Origin of the sequence: Phascolarctobacterium faecium DSM 14760, from assembly GCF_003269275.1 — a bacterium.
GTDB lineage: Bacteria > Bacillota > Negativicutes > Acidaminococcales > Acidaminococcaceae > Phascolarctobacterium > Phascolarctobacterium faecium.
The window spans coordinates 435,172-460,708 of record NZ_QLTS01000001.1 but is presented as its reverse complement, the minus strand read 5'-3'; the positions used below and the strand labels follow the sequence as shown (position 1 = coordinate 460,708).

The following is a 25,537-nucleotide window of genomic DNA, read 5'->3' as shown; positions in this document are numbered from 1 at the left end:
TTTAAGGAGCAGCCGTGCAGACAAAAGAAATGATTTTGCAAAAATATTTTGGTTACAGTGAGTTCAGAAGCGGGCAGTCAGAGCTGATAGAGCAAATTTTGAACGGACGTCCTGTTGTAGCTGTTATGCCGACCGGAGCTGGAAAAAGCTTATGTTATCAGTTACCGGCGTTGATGCTGGAGGGATTGACACTGGTTGTTTCACCGTTGATTTCCTTGATGAAGGATCAGGTACGCAGTTTAGCGGAACATGGTGTAGAAGCGGCTTATTTGAGTAGCGGGATGAGTAAGCAGGAGTACGGTGCCGCCGTTTATGCTGCCCGTAATAATAAATGTAAATTGCTGTACGTTTCACCTGAACGCCTGCAGAATGAGCAGTTTAAGGCTTTTGCAAGTGAGCTGCAAATAGCGTTGGTCGTTGTTGATGAAGCACACTGCGTAGTACGATGGGGTGAATCCTTCCGACCGGCTTATCTGGCAATAAAGCCGTTTTTAGACGGCCTGCCGAAGGCTCCTGTTGTTGCGGCTTTTACAGCTACTGCCACGCCGGTTGTAAGACGTGAGATAAGTAAATGCCTGGGATTAGAGCAGCCGTTAGAACTTGTGACCGGTTTTGACAGAAGCAATCTTACATTTATTGTGGAAAAACCAATGGTGAAAAGACGTTTTTTGCGTAGCTGGCTGCCGGAGCAAAACGGTTGCGGTATTATTTATTGTGCAACGCAGAAGCAGACGGAAGAAGTATGTAATGACCTCAATGCCTGGGGCTATCCAGCAGGACGTTATCATGCTGGTTTAACAATGGAAGAACGGCAGCGGAACCAGAACGCTTTCATTAAAAATGAATTGCAGGTGATGGTGGCGACTAATGCGTTTGGGATGGGTATAGATAAACCTGATGTAAGGTTTGTCTTGCATTATACTTTGCCGCTTGATGTAGAAGGCTATTATCAGGAAGCAGGAAGGGCTGGACGTGACGGCTTGCCGGCAAAATGCGTACTGCTTTTTGAACGGCGTGACATAATGCAGCAGCGGCAGCTGCTGGAATATAGCTGTGAGCAGAGAGAAAGCAGTGCGGAAGACAAAAAGCTGTGGCTGACAAATGCTTACCAAAGGCTGCGTGATATAGAAAGCTATTGTTTTACCAGAGGTTGCCTGCGTAAATATCTGCTGACATATTTTGGACAGGAAACAAATGACAGATGTGGGAATTGCAGTAATTGCAGCGGCAGTAATTGAAGGTGCTTTGTGACAAGGCAGTGAACTTATTCGTTAATGGGCAGGGAATATTTTTTGAATGCAGAATATATTAATTAAGAATTTAAGCAGGGAGGGACCGTTATGAAAATCACCTTTTTAGGTGCCACAAGAATGGTTACAGGCTCTTGTTATTTACTTGAAATAGGCAGTAAAAAAATGCTGTTGGACTGCGGTATGTTTCAAGGTTCTAAAATGATTACTGCTTTTAATGAAAAGGATTTTGTTTTTGCGCCTAATGATATTGACACAGTTGTACTGACCCATGCTCATATCGACCACAGCGGGTTGATACCAAAGCTGATAAAACAAGGATATAAGGGTTCTGTACATTGTACGAAAACCACTTTAGAGCTGTGCACGATTCTGTTGCCTGACAGTGCTCATATTCAGGAATCTGATGCAGAGTTTGCCAACCGGAAAGGTTTGCGTGCAGGTAAATCTGTAGTAGAACCTTTGTATACTGTTGATGATGCGTATAAAGCTTTGCAGCATTTTCATACGCACGAGTTTGGTGAAATGCTTGAGGTTCTTCCGGGGGTGCAGGTTAAATTTAAAGTTGCCGGGCATATTTTAGGTTCGGCGATTGTTGAAGTTTTTGTTAATGAAGATGGCAAAACAACTAAGCTCGTTTTTACCGGAGATATTGGACAGCCTAATCAGCCGATTATCGAGGATCCGGAAGAAATTTCCGGAGCAGACTTTATAATCACCGAATCTACTTATGGCAATCGTGTGCATAAAGCCTATGACAAAGAAGCGGAGCTGTCTGAGATCATTAATGACACTGTGGCTAAAGGTGGTAATGTAGTTATTCCTGCCTTTGCTGTAGGACGTACACAGGTACTTCTTTATTATTTCCAGAAGCTTCTGCAGGAAGGTCGTATCCCGCAGGTACCAATCATTATCGACAGTCCGATGGCGAGCAAAGCTACTGCTATCACGCTTACTAATCCTCAGGAATATGACGAAGAAGCGCGGGCTTTGTATGAAATGCACGGTAACAGGCTTTTAGCGATTCCAAATCTGCGTTTCACGGCAACTGCGCAGGAATCACGGATGATTAACGAGATGCCAGGGCCTAAAATTATCGTTTCTGCCAGTGGTATGGCAGACGCAGGACGTATACTGCATCATTTGAAGCATAATCTCTGGCAGGAAAACTGCTCTGTCATTATTGCCGGTTATCAGGCTGAGGGAACAATGGGACGTCGGTTGATAGAAGGTTCCAAGCAGGTTAAGATTATGGGCGAAGATATTAAGGTAAATGCCAAGATCTACAATATGAAAGGGTTTTCGGCACATGCGGACAAGGAACAGCTGCTTGAATGGTACGGTAAGATGAAACAGCCGCCGAAAGCATTTTTCGTTACACATGGTGAGTTTGATGCTGCCAGCAATTTCGCTGATGAGCTGCAGCGCCGTTTGGGTACAGCTGCTTATATCCCGCAATATGGGGATAGTGTCACGATAAATGGTACTGAATGGAATGTTACGACGTCGAATATCGTGACGACAGTTCCGGAAGTGGCGGCACTTAGAGAGTATTTGCGGCAGTTTGAGAGTTCTTATTTGCAGTATCGTACTAAAATTGAGCAGATCGTTGCTCGTGACGGTGATAAAGCAGCTGGTATACGCAAAAAGATGGAAAAAATCAGAAAATATGTGGATGACATGCTGTCATCGCTGTAGGGTTTTCAGTAAAGGAGTTTTTGAAAAATATGAATTATGTTAGTTTGTGTAAAAGATTGGCTGTTTGTACTGCTTTAGGTATAGCGTTATCCTTGCCGGTTGGAGCAGTTTGGAATACAATGCAGCCTCAGTTGGCTTATGCTGAAGAATACAGCAGCCTGCGTGGAAATATTATTGAAAATGCGTATCTTTTAGTTGGAACCCCTTTTAAAATGGGCGGCAGTTTTCCGTCAGAAGGATTTGATGGTTCCGGTTATGTGCAGTATGTTTTTGGTGAAAGTGGTATCGCATTGCCGCGAACTGTTGATGAGCAATATGATGTAGGCAGGAGAATCGGAAAAGATGATCTGCTTCCGGGAGATCTGGTATTTTATAGCACTGATGGCCCAGGAGCGACCTTCTGCGGTATTTACAGCGGAGATGGTAAATTCATTTATGCCGGTACTAAAAATGGCGTAATTGAAGGTGAAGCGTTTGGTCCTTATTGGGATGAACGTTTTTATGGGGCCAGAAGGATCATTGATTGAGATGGTAGTTTTTATTTAGAATGATCAATAAAAAATACAGCCGCTTTTTGAAAGCGGCTGTATTTTTTTGTATTATGCCAAAGTGGTATAAAAACAATACATTTGTACAAGAAAAAACAGAAAGATAAAATAATTTTAAAAATATATTGACATAGTGTTAAGGTGTTGTTATACTTATTTCAATGTTTCGACAAATCATCAGGTTACAGGTTATGACTGGGAATGGACAGTGGAAGGCTTTCAGAAAGCCGGCGGTAGATGCGAGCCGGTAAGCGTGGAAATAAGTCCTCTCACCCAGGAACTCTTTTTCTGAGGGCGAATGTAGGGAAAAGCGCAGGGCTGCGTTAAAGGCCTCAGAGTATAATTTAGGGTGGTACCGCGTACTTAACGCCCCTATCGGCTATGCCGGTAGGGGCTTTTTTGTTGAATTTGTTGGGCAGCAAGGGAGGGGAATTTATGAACAAGCAGCGTAAAATGTTGCGTGAACGTCTGCTGAGGTCAGAGATTTTGGTTTTGCCGGGTGTTTATGATGCTTTGACGGCAAAAATTGCAGCAGAAGTAGGGTTTGATGCACTGGTTATGGGAGGTTATAGTATCGCTGCCTCTAGATTAGGGCAGCCGGATGTAGGTTACCTTTCGATGACTGAAATGGTGCAGGCTGTGAAATGTATTGTGGATGCCACAGAATTACCGGTATTTGCCGATGGTGATACTGGTTACGGAAATGCGTTAAGCGTACGGAGGACGATGCAGGAATATGAAAAAGCCGGAGCAGCTGCAGTGCTTTTTGAAGATCAGGTATGGCCTAAACGTTGTGGACATATGGTCGGTAAGCAGGTCATAGATGCATCTGAGCATGCGAAAAAACTGCGGGCAGCTGCTGATGCCAGAACTGACGAGGATTTTTTACTGATTGCCAGAACTGATGCGAGGGCTGTGAATGGACTGGAGGATGCTGTTGAACGCGGCAAATTGTATTTAGATAACGGCGCTGAAGCTTTGTTTATAGAAGCGCCGCAGGATATAAGAGAATTAGAAGCTGTTACGAAAGCTTTTCCAGATACCATACTGATAGCTAATATGATCGAAGGCGGCAGGACACCGAACCTGACTGCAAAAGATTTGGAAAATATAGGATTTAAAATAGTGTTCTGGCCCTGCAGTGCCTTATACGTCATTACGCAGGCTTTTAAAGAAGCAATGACAGTGCTGCATCAAACGGGGACGACTAAGGCCTATGAAGATAAAATGATGCATTTTACTGATTTTAACAGGTTTATCGGTCTTGATGATTATATGAAGCTGGAGAAACTCTATAAATAAAAAATTATGAGGTGAGAGTAATGAAAATGTCCCAAATGTTTAAAACTACTTTGGCTGCCGCTATGATTATGGCATTGGCAGTAACGGCCGGCTGCGGTGGGGGCGGAGATAAAAAATCTGCCGGCAGCGAAAAGGTGACTTTGAAACTGGCTCACAATTTGCCAACGGCGCATCCGCTGGCCCAGGGAATGGAGGCTTTTAATAAAAAGCTTACTGAAAAATCCAACGGCACTATTACACTGAACATCTATCCTTCCGGACAGCTGTTCAACGATAAAAGTATGAATGACGCAATTATGTCTGGTGGCATTGATATGGGGCTTAATTCCACAGCAATGTGGTCAACTGTTATTCCGGCAATGGAAGTTTTTGACGTACCGTTTCTGTTCCCAAGTTATGAAAAAGTCGATCATGCCATCGACGGAGGCTTGGGTGATAAATTAGCAGGCGAATTGAAGAAGAAGGGTGTGCGTCCTGTGATCTGGGCTGATTATGGCTTTGTGCAGTTCGCTAACAGCAAAAAGGAAATTACTAAACCTGAGGATTTTGCAGGACTGAAGCTGCGTGGTTATGGTGAGCTGCCTTCAGAAACGATTAAAGCACTTGGTGCTTCTCCTGTAACTATGGGATCAGGTGAAGTTTATATGGCCATTCAGCGCGGTGTTGTTGATGGACAAACTTCTGGAACTACAGCTATGTATGACCGTAAAATGTTTGAAGTTACCAAATATCTGACTATTACTAATCATGCTTATCCTGAGTTTATTCTGGCGATGAATGAAAAATCTTTTCAAAAACTGACTCCGGAACAGCAAAAAATAGTAACCGACGCTGCAAATGAAGTGCGTGACGAACTGCGTAAAAATGCTAAAGCAGAGGATATGGCTGCTTTAGAGAAATTAAAAGAAAAAGGTATGCAGGTTTACGTTGTTCCTGAGGCTGAGCTGCCGGCATGGCAGTCTGCTACTAAACCAGTTTGGGATATTTTTGTTAAACATACTGGGGATCTTGGTAAGGAATTGATCGAAATATGCAGTAAACAATAGATAAATTCTTAATTGACCGCTGCCATAAGCGGCAGCGGTTTTTATTTTGGAAAAGAATGAGAGGAAAAAGACTTGAAAAGCGCGCTCGAGGTCTATGAAAAATTTTTGAACGCTATTACTAAAGCAGTTGGCGTCATTGCCGGCATTCTATTGCTGCTGCCGGCGTTGATGGTCTTTTATGAAGTTGTGATGCGAGGTTTGTTCAATGCGCCGACAGAATGGTCAATAGAACTTTCTGTATATTGTGTTTTAGTAGCAGGTTTTTTAGGGATGTCCGTTACTTATGCTGCTGGCAAGCACATCCATGTCGATATTGTTTTAAGCCATTTATCAGCACGTACCCGTTGTTATATCGAACTTTTTACAACTATTGTTGGTATTTTTTTCTGTGCCGTATTTGTAATGCAGTCTTTGGATATGGCATTGCTTTCATATGAGATGGATAATACTTCACCAAGTACTCTGCGAACTCCTATGTGGATTCCTCAGATGTCGCTGCCGATCGGTATGGGGCTGTTGCTACTACAGTTTGTACGTACCCTGCTTATAGATATTCAAAAAATCAGCAGCGGTGAATTCAGTAAGGAGGCGGAATAAGATGCTTGTTATTTTTACCGTTATCTTACTGGGACTTTTGGTTTTGGGACTGCCGGTAGCCTTCTCACTGGGAACGGCGGGACTTTTCGGTATGTTTGCTTTTATGGGCGGAGGATCTTCTTTGGCCCAGATACCGATTTTGGCTTACAAATCTTTGGATGATTTCGTGTTAACGGCTGTCCCGTTATATATTTTAATGAGCCAGATTCTTTTAACAGGCAAAGTAGGCAACGATTTATTTGAGCTGGGCAATAAATGGCTGCGTCATTTGCCTGGGGGGTTAGGTGTAGCTACAGTTTTTGCCTGTGCAATTTTTGCTGCGATTACAGGCTCGTCTGTTGCCTGCGCCGTTACTATTGGTGCTATTGCCATTCCTGAGATGCTGTCCCGTGGTTATGAAAGAACGTTAGTTCTAGGAGCTGTTGCAGCAGGTGGTACCTTAGGCATTCTGATCCCGCCATCGATACCAATGATTTTGTATGGCGCTATTACTGGTGAATCGGTAGGTCAGTTGTTTATGTCCGGCGTTGTACCGGGGGTTATTTTGACACTGCTGTTTATTGCTGTGGTTGTTTACAGCTCAAGAAAGCTGCCTTTGCAGGAAGCGGCCAGCTGGGAGGAACGTTTTCAGGCGCTAAGAAGTTCTTTTTGGGGACTGCTGCTGCCGGTGCTTGTCGTTGGTGGTATTTATACGGGAGCGTTTACTCCTACTGAAGCTGCTGCTATAGGTACGGTTTACAGTTTGTTTATTACTTTTGTTATTTACCGTACGCTTGGTCTGAAGGATATGCCGGAAATTTTGCTGGATACAGTCAAAACGACTTCGATGATTTTCGCGATTATGATCGGCGCAACTTTATTTGGTTTCGTTTTAACTATTCTGCAGGTTCCGCAGGCTTTGACGAGCCTGGTTGCCGAAATGGAAACCAGCCGGTGGATAGTCTTTATCGCAATTAATATTCTGCTGTTGGTTTTGGGATGTATTTTGGAATCTATCTCCATTATTTTTATCACTTTGCCGATTTTGTATCCTATTATCATGAAATTGGGCTTCGATCCGATCTGGTTCAATGTTGTGATGTTGATCAATCTGGAGCTGGCTCTTATCACGCCGCCGGTTGGAATGAATCTGTTTGTTTTGCAGGGCATCAGCCCAGATAGTAAAATGACACAGATCATCAAAGGTGTTATTCCTTTTGGCATTATTATGGCGCTGGAAATTTTGCTGCTGTGTTTCTTCCCGGAGATAGCTACATGGCTCCCCGGTATAGTAAAATAGCGGTTTTTGTTGACATAGTAAGTTAAAAAGAATATAATTAATTAGTCATAGTGAAGGATGCTTATTGACAAGCATCCTTCATTAATTTTAGAGTAGTTTTATTTGACCGCAGGCTTTTGTTGTATATGGCATAGCTCGGTTTGGATTTACAGGCGGTATGCCGTCTGCTCAAAAGAGAGGAAGATAGGATTTATGTTAAGAAATGATTTACGCAATATTGCCATTATTGCCCACGTTGACCATGGCAAGACTACCCTCGTAGACGCAATGCTCAAACAAAGCGGTATTTTCCGTGCTAACGAGCATGTCGAAGAACGTGTAATGGATTCCAACGCTTTGGAACGTGAACGCGGTATTACTATTTTAGCTAAAAATACAGCTGTTATGCACAAAGATACTAAAATCAATATTCTTGATACCCCCGGCCATGCTGATTTCGGCGGTGAAGTTGAACGCGTGCTTACTATGGTCGATGGCGTATTATTGCTGGTTGATGCTTATGAAGGGCCTATGCCGCAGACTAAGTATGTTTTGCGCAAAGCGCTGGAACAGCATCTGAAACCAATTGTAGTTATCAATAAAATTGACCGTCCTGACCAACGTGTTGAAGAGGTTATTGATGAAGTTTTAGACCTTTTCATTGAGCTTGGTGCTGATGATGATCAACTGGAATTCCCGGTAGTATTGACTTCTGCCCGTAATGGTATTGCTAAATTAACTATGGAAGAAGAAAGCGACAATTTAGAAGCTTTGTTCAAAGTGATTTTGGAAAATATTCCCGCTCCGGATGTTGAAGTAGACGCACCTTTGCAAATGCTGGTCAATACCTTGGATTATGATGATTATGTAGGACGTATCGTTGTCGGTCGTGTGATCCGCGGTACTATCCATAACGGTGAAACTATTACTTTGATGGATGAAGAGGGCGAGCGTAAAGCGAAGATCGGCCGTCTGTATACCTATGAAGGCTTGAAACGTGCTGAGACGCAGGAAGTTGGAGCAGGCGACATCGTTGCTTTGATCGGTTTGGCAGATGCCAATATCGGCGATACTATCGCTGATGCAGAAAGTCCTGAAAAATTAAAAGGCATCAGTATTGATGAGCCTACGCTGTCGATGGTATTCTCTGTTAATAACAGTCCTTTTGCAGGTCGTGAAGGTGAATATGTTACCAGTCGTCATCTTCGTGACCGTTTGTTTAAAGAAATCAAAACTAATGTTTCGATGCGTTTAGAAGAAACCGAAAGTCCAGATGCATTTATTGTTTCCGGACGTGGTGAACTGCATTTGTCTGTATTGATCGAAACTATGCGCCGTGAAGGTTATGAGCTGCAGGTCGGCAAACCTAAAGTAATCATGCATCATGATGAAACCGGTACTTTACAGGAGCCTATGGAAGCTTTAACAATTGACGTTCCGCAGGAATTTATGGGAGCTGTTATGGAAGGGCTGGGACTGCGTAAGGCTGAACTGACTAACATGACAGAGATGGCCGGCTACCTGCGTATGGAATTTGTGATCCCCGCCCGCGGACTTATTGGTTTCCGTAACCAGTTCCTGACAGATACTAAAGGTAACGGTGTTATGAATCATGTGTTCGCAGGTTATGCTGATTATAAAGGCGAGATCCCCGGACGTACAAGAGGCAGCCTGGTTGCTTTTGAAAACGGCGAAACTACATCCTACGGTATAGGCAACGCGCAGGAACGCGGGAATATGTTCATCATTCCTGGCGAACAGGTCTATGAAGGGCAGATCATTGGTGAAAACAGCCGTGATGATGATATGGATGTCAATCCCTGTAAAAAGAAACATGTCAGCAATATGCGTGCCAGCGGCAGCGATGATACTATTCGTCTGATTCCGCCTAAGACTTTCTCTTTAGAGCAGGCTTTGGAGCATATCAACGATGATGAACTGGTTGAAGTTACTCCGAAGAATATTCGGATGCGTAAAAAGATTCTTGATCGTGTTGAGCGTGGTCGTCAGCGTTCCCGTAACAAAGCATAATAATACAAAAATAAAAATTTTTCTAAAAAAAGAAGGATTTTGAGAATTTATGTAGAAGTAGGCAGTTAGCATATCTGACAACAAGGACGTTTGGAGGCGTAAAAGATGGATTTAAAAAATGCTGCACGTAAGCTTTGGCATAGCGATGTAGAAGAAGATCAAGTTTATAGCGGTCCGTACTTAGTTAAAGGCGGTCATATGGATATTTTGGTGCGCTCTCCGCGTCAATTCAGCGACGTACGCGAGTATGCTGATTCTTTAATGAGCGGTGCGACACTGATGGTATCTTTCGATGCTGTTGATTCTGCAATGAAAAACCGTATTTTTGACTATTTGAACGGTGTAAGTTACATTATTGGCGCAACTGTTTCTAAGGTCAGCGAAAATTTGCTGATGTACGCTCCAAATCATGTGGAAGTTGATAAGGAAGCTGTTAAAAAAAGTACTCGTTCTTGGTTAGGCAGATAGCACGCACTCATCTATAAAATATTAAAAGCTCATTCCTTTTTGGAATGAGCTTTTTTTACGTTAAGGCAGCTGCTGTTTATAATTTTCGCCAAGCTTTTTGATAAAACCGGCAAAGAGAATTGCTTCACCCTGCTCGTTATATTGCATCTGTCCGCGGCAGCGCACCCAAATCCATTTACCTTCTTTGTTTTGAGCACGATATTCAACATAGTGAATGTTGGCGCGTCCGTCTAAAATTTCCTGGTTGGATGCTAAAAAAGCGCTTTGATCATCTGGATGAACCTTGGCGCCCCAGATGGCGGCAGCATTTTTGATGTATTCGCCAGGCAGAGCAAATTCTTCAACCATGGTTTTGGGATAATGGAAAACATCACTTTGGACGTCACAGACGTAGAGATAATCGTCGGTGCTGTTAACTAAAGCATCGTAGAGATATTGTGCCTGATAAGAAAAATTGTTTTTTTCAGACGGGTCAGACTGCTTTTGCAGGCCAGCGTCCTGCTGGCGTTTAAGTATATGGTAAGAACGTTTCTGCTCATACATTTTTTCGTCGACACGGTTTAAAATATCAGTAAGAGAGTAATTGCTTGTAGACTGAATTTCTAAAAGCCCATAGGTGAAAGATGGTTCATAGGGCAGAGCATTTTTTTGTGCTGAATTTTTTAGCTCAATTAGGACTTTTTGCAGTATTTCCTTAACATTTTGCAGCGAATGTTCTGTAAAAACGACAATAAATTCATCGCCGCTGAGCCGGAAAAATATATCGCCGCTGCCCAGGTATTTTTTTACAGTCTGGCATATAGTGATAATAAGCTTATCGCCTTCACTGTGTCCATAATTGTCATTTACCTGTTTGAGTGAGTTTATATCAAACATACAGGTTATAAAACCATGGCAATTCTGATGAGCTGCTTTAATCAATTTTTCCAGAAGCTCTTTGCCTGCACGTCTGGTCAGTGTATTGGTCAGTTCATCAAAACAGGCATCATGGAAAGCTTTTTTTGAATCTGTTATATCTATAGATTGCTGCAGATGTACGATTGAGCCATCAAACCAATTAATAAGGCTGTCATGGTTTTCGTAAATACGTCCGGTTTTAGAATTGACTTCTTCCCAGTGAATAGTCTTATTAGAAGACGGATCACGCAGTAATTTGGAAACAGGGCAGAAGTTACAGCGTTGGGACATGTTCTGCTGCAATACCTGCCAGCATATTTTACCTTCAGGTGCTTTTAAGGCAAAACGGTCTTTCATCGTTTGGTTCATGAAGAGAATTTTATTAGTGTGGATATCAGTTACGTAGATGAGGTTATTCATGCCATTGATAATTGAAGTATAGACTTTCTGCTGTAATGCAGTTTGTTCAAAGGCATGCTTTTTTACAAAATATGCGCATAATATATTTACAACAGCAGTTAAACTGTCAGTGCTGAATTGCTGAAAATTGATTGCTTTTTCGTTTAATTCTAAAGCTGCAAAACCATAGAGATAATCGTCAAATCGCAGCGGATAAACTGTGGTTGGTCTTATATTATCGTTGTAACCGCATTCTGTTAATATGTGACTGAAATCTTTGCAGTTGATTTCAGTCTTGAGCTTTAACTTTTTTGCGATAAGGTGAGCTTTATGGCTTAACAAAGACTGCTGTTGGGAAAGGGCTTCATTTGGATAGTGAAAAGCAGCCTGAAAATGTTTTTCGTTGCGCAGTTGAATCACAGAAATATGAGATAAATATTCTGTGAGACCAAGTGTTTTTTCTAAACTGGCAAGAAGATCATAAAAAGTATTTTTAAAAGAATATAACTTATCATATGCCTGTAAGAATTGTTGAGATTGTTTTAAATTATCAGTGCTATAGTCAGCCATATGTATCATTCCTGTCTGTTAGGGTATATTTATAATATTATAGCACTTTTAAGATATGAATGAAATATATAAACTAAAGCAAAAATAAAATAACGAAAGCTTTAATTAAGATGAGATAAAGCGTGTTTTGGAGAAAATAAAAAGCCTGCTCAAAAGAGCAGGCTTTAATCGCTGTAGAGATTAGTCCATAGCATTGACTTTTTTAGCAAGTCTTGATTTTTTGCGGTTTGCAGCATTCTTATGGATAATACCTTTACGAGAAGCTTTATCAATCAAACCGGTTGCAGTTGCAAAAGTTGCTTTTGCTTCTTCTGGAGAGCCGGTCTCGGTTACAGCAACTACTTTACGAGCTGCATTGCGGATAGCAGCCTTGATCGGAGCATTTTTTGCACGACGTTCTGCGTCGGTTTTTACACTACGAATGGAAGATTTAATGTTCGGCAACGAATTCACCTCCTACAATTAAATACGTTTACTAAAGTATTCTACCACGAAGGAGTTAATTCTGCAAGGGATTTCTGCAAATTATTCCACAAAAGACTTTATTTGATAATTTTGGTAGCGATACGCTCGGGTTTAATGTCGGCAAAAGAACGTTTTTCAAGCGGTTTGGCCGGATAACCCAAGGCCAAAGCTGAAACAGGTTTGAAGCCTTCCGGCAGTTCAAGGCTGGCTACAAATTGAGGACTTTGCGGAATACGATTTAAAAGAGCCCAAAGATAAACTGAACCAAGGCCGATATCAGTAGCAGCCAATTGCATATTTTCAAGAATACAGCCAACATCAGCTATGTAAACCATCTGGCCGTCATCTTTAGGCTTAGCTGAAATGACGATTAAAGTAGGGGCGCCGTAAAACGGATTGTATTTGGGGTTTCCGAAAGCTTGACCGCAGTATTCTGCAAAGTTTTCGAGAATTTTGGGATTTTGCACAACAGAAATATATAGTTCGTCATATGCTCCATGACCAACAGGAGAAGCCCAGCCGGCGGCTAAAACTGTTTGCAGCTGGGAATCGCTTATTTGTTCTGGTTTGTAGACTCTGGTAGAGCGGCGGGTTGCAATAGCGGTTAAGGTATCCATAATATAACTTCCTTTCTTGTAATAATTCTTTTATTATTACTTATATTGTAACAGGTTGATGCTTTGATTTGCTGTAAATTATTTGTGAAGTGACTAAAAATACCATTATATATACTTTCATAATTTTTAACATAAATATTTTTTGTTACAGCAGCTTTTATTTATAAGTGCTTTACTAATAAGAGTTAGTATTTGCTTAATTACCGGCAAAAATGATATAATATTTTGCAGTGAATTTACGGCGGATGTTCCGCTTTAGCAAGATTATATATGAAGGAGAATATGATGGACCAGAATAAGATCCGTAATTTTTCTATAATTGCCCATATCGATCACGGTAAATCTACTTTGGCAGACAGATTGATAGAATATACCGGTACTTTAACTAAACGCGAGATGGAAGCACAGATCCTCGATTCAATGGACCTTGAACGTGAACGCGGTATTACAATCAAAGCGCAGGCCGTGCGCAGCAGCTATAAGGCTAAGAATGGCGAAGAGTACATGCTTAATTTCATTGATACTCCAGGGCATGTTGATTTTACATATGAGGTATCGAGAGCTTTAGCTGCATGCGAAGGTGCTTTGCTTGTTATTGATGCTACGCAGGGGATTGAAGCTCAGACTTTGGCTAATGTCTATTTGGCTTTAGATAATGATTTGGAAATTATCCCGGTTATTAATAAAGTCGATCTTCCCAGTGCTGATCCTGACCGAGTCAAGCATGAGATAGAAGAGGTTATCGGGATCGATGCATCAGAGGCCGTTTTGACGAGTGCGAAGACAGGTTTGGGTATTGAAGATGTACTTGAAGCTATTGTTGCTAAGGTACCGGCACCTTCCGGTATAAGTGACAGCCCTTTAAAAGCTTTGGTATTTGATTCTAAATTTGATGCGTATAAGGGTGTCGTTTTATATGTGCGTGTTATTGACGGACGTATAAAACCTGGTATGAAAATTAAAATGATGGCTACCAATGCTGAATTTGAAGTAACAGAGGTTGGTGTTTTTAAACCTAATCTTGTTAATGTTGATTCATTGGAGGTTGGGCAGGTTGGATTTTTTGCTGCAGCAATCAAAAATGTTAAAGACGCACGTGTCGGGGATACAGTTACTGATGCCAATAATCCGGCAGCCGAAGCACTGCCTGGTTATCGTAAAGCTACGCCGATGGTTTTCTGTGGTCTGTATCCGGTAGAAAACTCAGATTATGATAATTTACGGGATGCGCTTGAAAAACTACAGCTCAACGATGCCTCACTGGTTTTTGAACCGGAAACATCAGTAGCGCTTGGATTTGGTTTTCGCTGTGGTTTTTTAGGTCTGCTGCATATGGATGTTATCAAGGAACGTCTGGAGCGTGAATATAATCTAACGCTGATTACAACGGCTCCAAACGTTATTTACCAGGTATTTCGCACCAATGGTGATGTGGAATTGGTTGATAATCCGTCTAATTTCCCTGATCCAACAGTGATCGACCATGTAGAAGAACCTTACGTTAACGCTACAATTATTGTACCTAAAGACTATGTTGGTGCAGTAATGGAGCTTTCTCAGGAAAAACGCGGTGAGTATGAAAATATGACCTATTTAGATGAAACACGTGTTATGATTCACTATGCACTTCCGCTTAGTGAGATAATTTATGATTATTTTGATCGGTTGAAGTCAGTAACCAGAGGTTATGCTTCTTTGGACTATGAGCTGGCCGGTTATCGTGCTTCCAGCTTGGTAAAGGTAGATATTTTGCTGAATGGAGAACCGGTGGATGCCCTGTCAGCTATAGTACACCGTGAAAAAGCTGTTTCCAGGGGACGTCAGCTGGTAGAAAAACTGCGCAGTCTTATTCCGCGTCAGATGTTTGAGATACCTGTACAGGCTGCCATAGGTAATAAAGTTATTGCCCGCGAAAATGTAAGAGCGATGCGCAAAGACGTATTGGCTAAGTGTTATGGCGGTGATATCAGCCGCAAGCGCAAATTGTTGGAAAAACAAAAAGAAGGTAAGAAACGCATGAAGCAGGTCGGCAGTGTAGAGCTGCCGCAAGAAGCTTTTATGGCGATTTTGAAGATGGATTAAAATGCAAAAATGGGAACAAATCCAGGGGGTATATATACATACCCCTTTTTGCTTGCAAAAATGTTTATATTGTGACTTTGCTTCATATGCAGGTGCTGACACAGAAACTATGGAAAAGTATGTTGATGCTGTCTGCAGTGAAATAATGATGCGCAGCAATGAAGTGACTATTGCAGATCAGGCCACGCTGTATTTTGGCGGCGGGACTCCCTCGTTGCTTTCGGAAAAGCTTTTGGCGAAACTGGTAGAAGCTTTGCAAAAAAATGGATGCTGGCTGCAGCCGGCAGAGGCAACGATTGAAGTTAATCCCGGTACTGCCGATTTGGATAAGCTGCGTTTTTTTAAAGATTTGGGATTTGATCGTATAAGCTTTGGTGTTCAAAGTCTTAACGATGCCGAACTTCGGGCTGTTGGCAGGATACATACGGCCAACGAGGCTTTAGACGCTATTACAATGGCAGAGAAGGCTGGTTTTACACGAGTCAGTGCTGACCTTATTTATGGCTTGCCGGAGCAGTCCCTTCAAACGCTGAAGACCAGTCTGCAGAATTTAACAGCGGCAGGGTTGCAGCATTTGTCGGTATATGGTTTGACGATTGAAAAAAATACGCCTTTGGCAGGTATGCTGGACAAAGGAAAAGTTGAGTTGCCGGACGAAGATTGTCAGCTGGCAATGTATGAATTGGTACAGGAGTATCTGGAAGCACAGGGACTGCATAGATATGAGATTTCAAATTATGCAGTGTCAGGTCAGGAGTCAAGGCATAACCTTGTTTACTGGCATTATCTGCCCTATTTGTCTTTTGGCAGTTCCGCCTGCAGCTTTAATGGCAGTCAACGTTTTACAGCAACAGATTCTGTAACTGATTATATTGAAAGTATTCAAAGTGGTAAAAGTTGTGGAGGCTTTGAAGATCTGACAAAAGAAATGCAGCTGTCAGAATATTTATTTATGGGTTTACGGACGACGGTAGGGATAGATTTAATAGAAACTGAACAACGTTTTGGCTGTGATGTAATGTTAGAATTTGGGGTTGAATTAGAAAAATTTATTAGAGGAAATTTAGTATTCTGTGATATTGAGCATAGGCGGATGAGGCTGACGGAGCAAGGGATGCGCTTTAGCAATGAAATTTTTGAAATCTTTGTGAAGTAAGAAAAATTGGTTGACAACTGTTAAGGTCAGTGCTATTCTAATACCAAGATGTTAGCACTCTAATGAGATGAGTGCTAACAATCGAGTTGGAGGTGGGATCGTGTTAAACGAAAGAAAGAAAAAGATCCTGCAAATTATCATAGAAGACTACATTTCATCGGCTGAGCCGGTTGGCTCACGTACTATTGCCCGCAAGTATGACTTAGGGCTCAGCCCGGCAACGATCCGTAATGAGATGTCAGACCTTGAGCTTCTGGGTTATTTGGAACAGCCGCATACTTCAGCGGGACGTATTCCATCTGCTCAGGCTTATCGTTTTTATGTAGATGCCCTGATTGAACCGGGGACATTGACAGATAATGATATGGCATTAATAGATGGCTGGTATAATGAACGTCGTCGTAACATTGATGATATTTTCCAGTCGACAGCCAAGATCTTGTCACGTATGACACAGAATGTTTCCATGGTTTTGACTAACCAGCAGACGATTGCAAATTTCTGTTATTTAAAATTTTTACCGCTTGACAGTCAGCATGCTATTTTATGTATCGTTGCCGATGATGGCAGTATAGATACGAATGTTGTTGATATTCCTTTAGGTATGTCTTCTGAAGAGATGGATTATCTGGCTGGTAAAATGAGCAAATTGCTGGAAGATCGCAATCTTAGCGATATTTCTGTGGAGATTTTGCAGAATGTCCATACAGATGTGGTCGAGGATAAACTCATTTTTTCATCATTACTGCAGGCTGTACGTAAAATGACGGGGCGCAGGCAGGAACAGAAGGTATTTTTAGGCGGAACAAAGCAACTGCTTAATCAACCGGAATTCCGTGATGTGGAAAGAGTCAGAAACCTGCTTGGTATATTAGAAGAAGAAAAGGTCCTGAAGGATCTTTTGCAGGGTGGTGAAGATTCAGGCCTTAAGGTAACGATAGGTTCTGAAAATAAATTTACCGGTATTCAGGATTGCAGTATGGTTCAGGCTACTTATCGTCTGAATGGTCAGATCGTAGGTACGATGGCAGTATTAGGTCCAACCCGTATGGAATACGGTAAGGTCATTTCTGTAATGGATTACCTGCATAAATATCTGAAAACAATTTTAGATAAGTAAAAAGACTATAAGGAGGAAGTGTTTTGCAAACAGAAGATTTGAAGGAAAGCTCAAAGCAAACAACTGCCGAAGAAACACCTCAGCAGGAAGCTCAAACGAATACAGCCGATGCTGCTAATGGAGTCGATGAGACTGCCGGGAAAAAGAGTGAGGGAGCTGCTGAAGAAAAAACTCCTGAACAGGATGAAAAGGATGTTAAGATCGAAGAACTGCAGAACCGTATTTTAAGGCTGCAGGCAGATTTTGATAATTTCCGCCGACGCAATACGTCCGAACGTGAACAGCTGGCAACTTTTGTTACCGCTGATGTTGTCGGAAAATTTTTAAAGGTGTTGGATAATTTTGAACGTGCTGAAGACGCCGCCAGAAAATCTGATGATGCCGCCGGAATTTATTCAGGTATTGAAATGATTAGGCGTCAGTTCGAGCAGACTTTTAAAGATTTGGGCGTAGAAGAAATAAAAGCACAGGGCGAAAAATTCGATCCTGAGATGCATGAGGCTGTGATGAGGGGGCAAAATCCCGATATGGATGATGACACTGTAGAGATGGTTCTGGAAAAGGGCTATAAATTACGTGATAAAGTTATCCGGCACAGCAAAGTTAAAGTTATCAGCAACGAATAGTTGCCATATAAATTAAAATTAACATATAAACCCGAGGAGGAATAAATCATGTCTAAAGTAATTGGTATTGACTTAGGTACTACTAACTCTGTAGTAGCAGTAATGGAAGGCGGCGAACCTACCGTTATCACTAATCAGGAAGGCAGCCGTTTAACTCCGTCCGTAGTTGGTTTTTCCAAAAACGGCGAACGTTTAGTTGGTCAGCTGGCAAAACGTCAGGCAGTATCCAACACTGACAGAACTATTAGTTCTATTAAACGTCATATGGGTACTGACTATAAAGTAGAAATCGACGATAAAAAATATTCTCCGGAAGAAATTTCCGCGATGATTCTGCAAAAGTTGAAAGAAGATGCTGAAAAATATTTAGGTGAAAAAGTAACTCAGGCAGTTATTACTGTTCCTGCTTACTTCTCTGACAGTCAACGTCAGGCAACTAAGGATGCCGGCCGTATCGCAGGCTTGGAAGTTCTCCGTATCATCAACGAGCCTACTGCTGCATCTTTGGCGTATGGTATTGATAAAAGCGACGACCATACCGTTATGGTTTATGACCTTGGCGGCGGTACTTTCGACGTATCTATCCTTGATGTAGGTGACGGTGTTTTTGAAGTAAAAGCTACTAACGGTGATACTCATTTAGGCGGCGATGATTTTGACCAGAAAATCGTTGACTGGATGGTTGCTGAATTTAAGAAAAATGAAGGCATTGATCTGAGTAATGACCGTATGGCTATGCAGCGTTTGCGTGAAGCCGCTGAAAAAGCAAAAATCGAATTATCCGGTGTTTTGACTACTAATATCAACCTGCCGTTTATTACTGCCGGTGCTGAAGGTCCGAAGCATTTGGATATGGATCTGACTCGTGCAAAATTTGACGAATTGACTGCTGATCTCGTTGAACGCACAATGGAGCCGACCCGCAAGGCTATGGCTGACGCCGGCCTGTCTGCTTCTGATATCAATAAAGTTATCTTGGTAGGCGGTTCTTCCCGTATTCCTGCTGTACAGGAAGCTTTGAAAAAATTTATCGGTAAAGAGCCTTACCGTGGTGTAAACCCTGACGAATGTGTTGCCGTTGGTGCTGCCATTCAGGCCGGCGTTTTGGCAGGTGAAGTAAAAGACGTGCTTTTACTTGACGTAACTCCGTTGTCTTTGGGTATAGAAACTTTGGGTGGTGTGTTCACAAAAATCATTGAACGTAATACTACCATCCCGACTTCCCGTAAGCAGGTCTTCTCTACTGCTGCTGATAATCAGCCTTCAGTTGATATCCATGTACTGCAGGGTGAACGTGAAATGGCTGCCGATAATAAAACTCTGGGACGTTTTGAGCTTTCCGGCATCCCGGCTGCTCCTCGTGGAGTACCGAAGATCGAAGTTGCTTTCGATATCGATGCTAATGGTATCGTAAATGTAAGCGCTAAGGATCTTGGTACCGGTAAAGAACAAAAAATCACTATTACGTCTTCAGGTACTTTGGAAAAAGACGAAATCGACCGTCTGGTAAAAGAAGCAGAGGCTAATGCTGAAGCTGATAAAAAACGTAAAGAAGGCGTTGAAGTACGTAATAATGCTGACTCCCTGTGCTATCAAGCCGAAAAGACCATTAAAGATATGGAAGGCAAAGGCTCTGAAGAATTGATTGGAAAAGTACAGGCAGCGCTTGATACTTTAAAAGAGACTCTGAAAGGCGAAGATATGGAAAAAATCAAAGCAGATACTGAAGCTTTGACCAAACCTCTTTATGAACTTTCCGCAGAGCTGTACAAACAAACTGAAGCTGCTAAAGGTGCTGAAGGTACTGAAACAGCCGAGGGCGCAAAAAAAGCTGATGACGATGTTGTTGACGCCGAAGTGGTTGACGAAGACAAAAAATAATCGGCTTAGGATGGTGTAAACTTTGAGTAAAAAAGATTATTATGACGTGCTAGGCGTGTCTAAAACCGCTACAGCAGATGAAATTAAAAAAGCATACCGCAAACTGGCACGTCAGTATCATCCTGATGTGAATAAAGATAATCCGGAAGCGGCTGAGAAATTTAAAGAAGCGTCCGAGGCTTACAGTGTACTCAGCGATGAGCAGAAACGTGCCCAATATGACCAGTTTGGACATGCTGCTTTTGAAAACGGCGGTGCCGGCGGTGCTGGTGGATTTGGGGGCTTTGAAGGTTTCGGCGGTTTTGGCGGCGGAGGCATGGAAGATATTTTTGATATGTTCTTCGGCGGGCAGGGCCGCGGCTCGCGTGGTTCTAATGCCGGTCCTCAGCGCGGTGCTGATTTACGCTTTGACCTGGAAATCACTTTTGAAGAAGCTGCGTTTGGTTTAGAACGTGAGATCAGTTTATATCGTGACGAACAATGTCCGCATTGTCATGGGAATGGTGCGGAACCTGGTTCTAAAGTTGAAACTTGCCCTGAATGTCACGGAAGTGGCGAGATCCGTTTTACTCAAAACACTATGTTCGGACAGATGACCAATGTACGGCCATGTCCTAAATGTCATGGTGAAGGCAAGATCATCAGCGAACCATGTAAGGAATGTCGCGGACAGGGCACTGTTAAAAAGAATAAAAAACTTAAAGTCAAGATCCCTGCAGGTGTTGACAACGGTTCCCGCCTGCGGGTAGCCGGAGAAGGCGAAGCAGGGGTTAAAGGCGGACCAAGCGGTGATTTGTATGTATATTTGTATGTTAAACCGCATAAGTTTTTTGAGCGCGATGGTACTACTGTTTACTGCGAAGTGCCGATCAATATTGTACAGGCAACTTTGGGTGATGAGATTAAGGTTCCTACGCTGGATGGACAGGTTGTGATGAAGGTTCCGGAAGGAACTCAGCCTGGAAAGGTACTGCGTTTGAAGGGCAAAGGCATTCCCAGTTTGCGTAACAGTACACGCGGCGACCAGTTAGTCAGGATCAAAGTTGTTGTGCCGCAGAAGCTGAATGAAAAACAGAAAGATGCTTTGCGTAAATTTGCCGAGATCAGTAAAGATAACATTAATCCTGAAGAAAAAGGCTTTTTGAATAAGATTAAAGATTTATTTAAATAATGACTTGTATAAACTGCGGTTTGAACACCGCAGTTTATTTTTTTATGCCAAAAAATATGATATAATGTGAGCACTTGGCATTGAAATATCTTCTCAAACTGGTAGAAAAACACTTTCATATGGTAAAATATTTTAGAATAAGCTTTGTGTTTAATATATATGATAGTTATTTAAGGAGTGAGCGCTTTGTCACAATGGATAGAGGTAAGCATACAAACTACACATGAGGCAGCTGATCTGGTTGCCGAAATTATGCGTGCTGCAGGTGCAAACAATGGTGTTGTTATTGAGGACCCGGTTTTGATAAACACTTTGCGTAATTCAGGCACTTGGGAATTATGCGATATTCCTGAGCAGGAAAACACAGAAGTGGTTACGATAACTGCTTATTATCCGGAGGATGAAGAGCTGCAGCCACGTCTTACACAGATTGATGAGGACTTAACAAATTTGGAAACGCGTATTGGTAAATGTCGCTTTGGTAATACGCGTTTTCGTACTGTTTCCGAGCAGGATTGGGCTAACGAATGGAAACAGTATTTCCATGTTACGCATATTGGCAGAACATTGGTGATTAAGCCTACCTGGGAAAAATATACATCTAAAGCTGGTGAACATATTATTGAAATCGATCCAGGGATGGCGTTTGGTACAGGAACACATCATACGACCTGTATGTGTATGGAACGTTTGGAAAAAGTTCTGCGTACTGATATGGAAGTATTTGATGTTGGTACTGGCTCTGGAATTCTGGCTATTGCTGCTGCTAAACTTGGTGCTAAAACAGTTAAAGCGGTGGATATTGATGCTACTGCGGTACGAGTAGCTATTGAAAATATTGCCGGCAATGAACTAACAGAAAAAATCAGTGTGCAACAGGGTGATTTGCTGCATGGTACAGAAGGTAAGGCTGATATTATCATTGCTAATATCATTGCCGATATTATTATTATGCTTCTGCAGGATATTCCCGGTAAGTTAAAATCCGGAGGAATATTCCTTGCCAGCGGTATTATTGAAGAACGGCAGAATGATGTATCAGCAGCTGCCTCCAAAGTCGGTTTGTGTGTCGAAGCTGTTGATGCCAAAGGCGGCTGGGTTGTTATGCAGATGCGTAAGGAGGACTGACGGTGCATAGATTTTTTATACCGCAGCCATACAGTGATACGATGACAATAATGGGTGTTGATGCCAGGCATATTTATACTGTACTGCGGATGCAATGCGGGTCCAGAGTACAGATTGTAAGTGATGATGGTGTCACGGCTCTTGCTGAAATTGCTGATGCTAATGAAAGTGTTGTGACAGTCAAATGTCTGGAGGTACTGGCGGAAAGTCATGAGCCTTCAGTGCGAATCGTACTGGCACAAGGGTTGGCTAAAGGTGAAAAAATGGATTTTATTATCCAGAAGGCTGTAGAACTGGGAGTCAGTGAGATTATACCAGTAGCTATGGAGCATTCGGTCGTACGCCTGGAAGGTGATAAAGCTGTTAAGAAAGCTGAGCGCTGGCAGAAAATTGCTGAAGCGGCTGCGAAACAGAGCAAGCGTGATATTATACCAATGGTGCAGCCAGTACAGACGATGGAACAGATGCTTGCTGATAATCCCTGTGACTGTAAACTGATAGCTTATGAATGTGAGGATAAGCTTGGTTTGAAGGCTGCGCTGCAAAAGGAGCAGGCTTTGAAGGATCTGCTGCTGATCATAGGCCCGGAGGGCGGTATTTCCGAGACGGAATTACAGCAGGCCCGTACAGCTGGGGCATTGGTAGTAAGTTTAGGCAAGCGCATATTACGTGCGGAAACAGCTGCATTAGTAGCTGCGGCCGCAATATTTTATGAAACTGGTGATTTAGGAGGCTGATTGATGAAAAGAATAGCATTTTACACTTTAGGCTGTAAAGTCAATCAGGCCGATACTGCCAGCATGGAAGCGATATTTCGCAGTCATGGTTATACTGTAGTTGGTTTTAATTGCGAAGCTGATATTTATGTGATCAATACTTGTGTTGTTACCAATACGGGGCAGCGTAAATCGCGGCAGATGATCAATCGTGCTGTGCGCAGAAACCCAACTGCTTTCGTGGTTGTGACTGGCTGTTATCCACAGACGGCGGCAGAAGAAGTGAAGACAATTCCTGGTGTTGATCTTATTATCGGGAATCAGGATAGAGCAGATATCGTACGGTTGGTAGAAGAAGCTGCTGCTTTTCAGTCTGTTGATACAATAGACAGCGTGCGTAAGCTGAGTGCCAACACTGAGTTTGAAGAACTGAGTGCAGGTGATGTTAGTGATAAAACCAGAGCTTTTTTAAAAATACAGGAAGGCTGCAATCAATTCTGTACTTATTGTATTATTCCTTTTGCCCGCGGACCGTTGCGTTCGCGTAGTCTGACAAGCATCAGGGAAGAAGTTAAAAAGCTTGTAGCTTCTGGTTATAAAGAAATAGTGCTTATCGGTATTCACCTTGGCTGCTATGGTAAAGAACATGATGGAAAACTGACTTTATTTGATGCTGTTGAGGCAGCTTTAAGTGTAGAGGGTCTGCAGAGACTGCGGTTGGGGTCATTGGAATCAGTGGAGGTCGAAGCGAGGCTGCTTAATCTTATGGAAAAAGATAAACGGTTGTGCCGACAGCTGCATTTACCTTTGCAGGCAGGCTGTGATACAACTTTAGCCAGAATGCACAGGCCGTATGATACCCGACGTTTTACCGAACTTTTGGCCGATATCCGTAAACGTATTCCTGATATTGCCATTACTACTGATATTATTGCCGGATTCCCGGGTGAGACGGAAGAGGAGTTTGCATCTACACTAGTTTTTGCAGAAAACTGCGGGTTCAGTAAAATGCATATTTTTCCTTATTCCAAACGGAAGGGAACTCCGGCCGAAAAAATGCCCAATCAAATTCCTGAAACTGTTAAGCAAAGACGTTGTGCACAACTTGCTGAGCTTGATCATAAGCAGCAGCAGAAATTTTTAGAACGTTTTGTTGGCAGTGCTGTGGAGGTATTGTTTGAGCAGACTGTTGAGGATGGCTATATAGAAGGTTTGACCAGTAATTATTTACGGGTCTATGTTCGGTCGGAAGCTGAACTATGTGGCAAGATAAAAAAAGTGAGATTACTGAAGGCTGAGACGAGTTTTTTAATCGGAGAATTGCTGAAGGAATAAAAGAAAAGCTGCCGTTTAACGGCAGCTTTTCTTTTATTCAATGGTAATTAATTCATATTGATCATTACCCATGGAAAGTTCTTTCATGTAACTGAGCTGCCGCAGACCGCGACGTGATTCGATCCGTTCCTGCAGATCATGCTTAGCAGCATCTGGTAAAGCAAAAACAAGGTCGATAGAAGCCTGATCGACGGCAAGAATATCTGTAGAAGCAAGTATGCCGATATCAGGGGTTGTTGGCGGTGCCGCAGCAAGCCCGGCACAGTCGCAGTCAACAGACATATTGCGCAATACATTGATATAAATGATTTGTTTACCAAAAAAATCTGTTGTAGCCTTTGCTGATTCAGCCATATTTTCCATAAAACGCTCTTGGCTATATTCCCAGGGGTTGGATGGGTCAGAGGTATGCAGCATGGCTTTGCCGATCCTGCCGTCTGCGTTGCCAATTGCTATATTTTTCATTGAACCGCCAAATCCTCCCATAGTGTGTCCTTTAAAATGCGTCAAAACGATCATGGAATCATAATTAAGCATATTTTTAGCGATCGACATTTCCTGAAAATGTTTGCCTCCTTTTACTGGCAGCATTACTGCTCCTTCCTCGTCCATAATGTCTACAGTACAAAAATCCCAGCCGTTAACTTTTAATGTTTCGCGGTGGCCGGCGGTGGTATAGCGGTCACCTTTATAGAAAGTGTTGGTTTCGACTAAATTACTGTCAGGTACATGCTGCTGCAAAGCCATCACCATTTCCCGTGGGAGTATATTGGGACCGTTCTTTTCTCCTGTATGGATTTTGATAGCTACTTTACCATGTATATCCTGGTTGATTTTATCATATAGTTTGATCAGACTTACAGGGCTGATATCCTTGCTGAAATAAACGAGAGCTTTATTATTTACTGCTGTTTTTTCATTACTTTTAACAGTTGGTTCAACAGGAGAAGAAACTGTATTGGCAGTCATTCCACAAGCGCTGAATAATAAAGTTGCGGCAGCGGTATAAAGTAATGTTGATAAAAATTTTTTCACTGTAAACTCTCCTTTCTTAGATAAATGATTAAAAATACTTTAAGTTCAGTATAATGGCTGGAGTTGACTATAAGTCAAGCGTTTTATTAAAGATTTTTTTACTTTGTTAGTTACAGTTTGAAAATAAATTGTGAACAGAAT

The 25,537-nt window shown here is 42.2% G+C and carries 22 protein-coding genes; 18 read left to right on the top strand and 4 right to left on the bottom strand.

Features of this window, described 5'->3' with window-relative positions; translation table 11 throughout:
- Positions 1 to 14 precede the first annotated feature (14 nt).
- The 9 genes from C8D73_RS02175 to sepF all read left to right on the top strand — a co-directional run bounded on the left by C8D73_RS02175 (position 15) and on the right by sepF (position 10,198).
- Positions 15 to 1,238, top strand: a complete 1,224-nt coding sequence (locus C8D73_RS02175) for a RecQ family ATP-dependent DNA helicase (RefSeq protein ID WP_021717568.1) — start codon at positions 15 to 17, stop codon at positions 1,236 to 1,238.
- Positions 1,239 to 1,340: 102 nt separating this feature from the next.
- A complete protein-coding gene (locus C8D73_RS02170; protein ID WP_113077167.1) occupies positions 1,341 to 2,948 on the top strand; it encodes an MBL fold metallo-hydrolase RNA specificity domain-containing protein in 1,608 nt (535 codons plus the stop codon).
- Positions 2,949 to 2,977: 29 nt separating this feature from the next.
- Entirely contained in the window at positions 2,978 to 3,475 is a 498-nt protein-coding gene (locus tag C8D73_RS02165) for a C40 family peptidase (protein ID WP_113077166.1), read from the top strand.
- 456 nt (positions 3,476 to 3,931) lie between these two features.
- Complete coding sequence (locus C8D73_RS02160) at positions 3,932 to 4,798, top strand: isocitrate lyase/PEP mutase family protein (RefSeq protein WP_021717571.1); 867 nt, start codon at positions 3,932 to 3,934, stop codon at positions 4,796 to 4,798.
- Positions 4,799 to 4,818: 20 nt separating this feature from the next.
- Positions 4,819 to 5,844: a TRAP transporter substrate-binding protein gene (locus C8D73_RS02155; protein WP_021717572.1), complete on the top strand. Its 1,026-nt coding sequence runs from the start codon at positions 4,819 to 4,821 to the stop codon at positions 5,842 to 5,844.
- A 72-nt stretch (positions 5,845 to 5,916) separates the two neighbouring features.
- Complete coding sequence (locus tag C8D73_RS02150; RefSeq protein WP_021717573.1) at positions 5,917 to 6,441, top strand: TRAP transporter small permease subunit; 525 nt, start codon at positions 5,917 to 5,919, stop codon at positions 6,439 to 6,441.
- A gap of 1 nt (position 6,442) precedes the next feature.
- On the top strand, positions 6,443 to 7,720 hold the full coding sequence (locus tag C8D73_RS02145; RefSeq protein ID WP_021717574.1) for a TRAP transporter large permease: 1,278 nt from the start codon (positions 6,443 to 6,445) through the stop codon (positions 7,718 to 7,720).
- 192 nt (positions 7,721 to 7,912) lie between these two features.
- On the top strand, positions 7,913 to 9,730 hold the full coding sequence (typA, locus tag C8D73_RS02140) for a translational GTPase TypA (RefSeq protein ID WP_021717575.1): 1,818 nt from the start codon (positions 7,913 to 7,915) through the stop codon (positions 9,728 to 9,730).
- A gap of 105 nt (positions 9,731 to 9,835) precedes the next feature.
- Positions 9,836 to 10,198 (top strand): cell division protein SepF, encoded by a 363-nt coding sequence (gene sepF / locus C8D73_RS02135; RefSeq protein ID WP_021717576.1) that lies wholly within the window; start codon positions 9,836 to 9,838, stop codon positions 10,196 to 10,198.
- A gap of 60 nt (positions 10,199 to 10,258) precedes the next feature.
- On the opposite strand, the gene C8D73_RS02130 is transcribed toward sepF, so the two are convergent.
- The 3 genes from C8D73_RS02130 to C8D73_RS02120 all read right to left on the bottom strand — a co-directional run bounded on the left by C8D73_RS02130 (position 10,259) and on the right by C8D73_RS02120 (position 13,146).
- Complete coding sequence (locus tag C8D73_RS02130) at positions 10,259 to 12,064, bottom strand: diguanylate cyclase domain-containing protein (protein WP_170123152.1); 1,806 nt, start codon at positions 12,062 to 12,064, stop codon at positions 10,259 to 10,261.
- A gap of 180 nt (positions 12,065 to 12,244) precedes the next feature.
- The gene (gene rpsT / locus C8D73_RS02125; RefSeq protein WP_021717578.1) at positions 12,245 to 12,508 is read right to left on the bottom strand and encodes a 30S ribosomal protein S20; all 264 of its coding nucleotides are present in this window, start codon (positions 12,506 to 12,508) and stop codon (positions 12,245 to 12,247) included.
- A 98-nt stretch (positions 12,509 to 12,606) separates the two neighbouring features.
- Complete coding sequence (locus tag C8D73_RS02120; protein ID WP_021717579.1) at positions 12,607 to 13,146, bottom strand: nitroreductase family protein; 540 nt, start codon at positions 13,144 to 13,146, stop codon at positions 12,607 to 12,609.
- A gap of 285 nt (positions 13,147 to 13,431) precedes the next feature.
- Between C8D73_RS02120 and lepA the strand changes: the two genes are divergently transcribed.
- The 9 genes from lepA (at position 13,432) to mtaB (ending at position 24,361) form a co-directional block, all read left to right on the top strand.
- On the top strand, positions 13,432 to 15,228 hold the full coding sequence (gene lepA / locus C8D73_RS02115; protein ID WP_021717580.1) for a translation elongation factor 4: 1,797 nt from the start codon (positions 13,432 to 13,434) through the stop codon (positions 15,226 to 15,228).
- A gap of 1 nt (position 15,229) precedes the next feature.
- The gene (gene hemW / locus C8D73_RS02110) at positions 15,230 to 16,384 is read left to right on the top strand and encodes a radical SAM family heme chaperone HemW (protein ID WP_113077164.1); all 1,155 of its coding nucleotides are present in this window, start codon (positions 15,230 to 15,232) and stop codon (positions 16,382 to 16,384) included.
- A gap of 100 nt (positions 16,385 to 16,484) precedes the next feature.
- Positions 16,485 to 17,504 carry a heat-inducible transcriptional repressor HrcA gene (gene hrcA / locus C8D73_RS02105; RefSeq protein ID WP_046430085.1) on the top strand — a complete coding sequence of 340 codons (1,020 nt, stop codon included), beginning with the start codon at positions 16,485 to 16,487 and terminating at the stop codon, positions 17,502 to 17,504.
- Positions 17,505 to 17,527: 23 nt separating this feature from the next.
- Positions 17,528 to 18,130, top strand: coding sequence for a nucleotide exchange factor GrpE (grpE, locus tag C8D73_RS02100; protein ID WP_021717583.1), 603 nt, complete (start codon positions 17,528 to 17,530; stop codon positions 18,128 to 18,130).
- A 48-nt stretch (positions 18,131 to 18,178) separates the two neighbouring features.
- Positions 18,179 to 20,011: a molecular chaperone DnaK gene (gene dnaK, locus C8D73_RS02095; RefSeq protein ID WP_021717584.1), complete on the top strand. Its 1,833-nt coding sequence runs from the start codon at positions 18,179 to 18,181 to the stop codon at positions 20,009 to 20,011.
- Between the two features lie 22 nt (positions 20,012 to 20,033).
- A complete protein-coding gene (dnaJ, locus tag C8D73_RS02090; protein ID WP_021717585.1) occupies positions 20,034 to 21,182 on the top strand; it encodes a molecular chaperone DnaJ in 1,149 nt (382 codons plus the stop codon).
- A gap of 186 nt (positions 21,183 to 21,368) precedes the next feature.
- A complete protein-coding gene (prmA, locus tag C8D73_RS02085) occupies positions 21,369 to 22,310 on the top strand; it encodes a 50S ribosomal protein L11 methyltransferase (protein ID WP_021717586.1) in 942 nt (313 codons plus the stop codon).
- A gap of 2 nt (positions 22,311 to 22,312) precedes the next feature.
- The gene (locus C8D73_RS02080; protein WP_021717587.1) at positions 22,313 to 23,047 is read left to right on the top strand and encodes a 16S rRNA (uracil(1498)-N(3))-methyltransferase; all 735 of its coding nucleotides are present in this window, start codon (positions 22,313 to 22,315) and stop codon (positions 23,045 to 23,047) included.
- Positions 23,048 to 23,050: 3 nt separating this feature from the next.
- Positions 23,051 to 24,361 carry a tRNA (N(6)-L-threonylcarbamoyladenosine(37)-C(2))-methylthiotransferase MtaB gene (gene mtaB, locus C8D73_RS02075; protein WP_170123151.1) on the top strand — a complete coding sequence of 437 codons (1,311 nt, stop codon included), beginning with the start codon at positions 23,051 to 23,053 and terminating at the stop codon, positions 24,359 to 24,361.
- A 33-nt stretch (positions 24,362 to 24,394) separates the two neighbouring features.
- Here the strand turns inward: mtaB and C8D73_RS02070 are convergent, their stop codons facing one another.
- Positions 24,395 to 25,396 (bottom strand): DUF362 domain-containing protein, encoded by a 1,002-nt coding sequence (locus C8D73_RS02070; protein ID WP_249033569.1) that lies wholly within the window; start codon positions 25,394 to 25,396, stop codon positions 24,395 to 24,397.
- Positions 25,397 to 25,537: the final 141 nt, after the last annotated feature.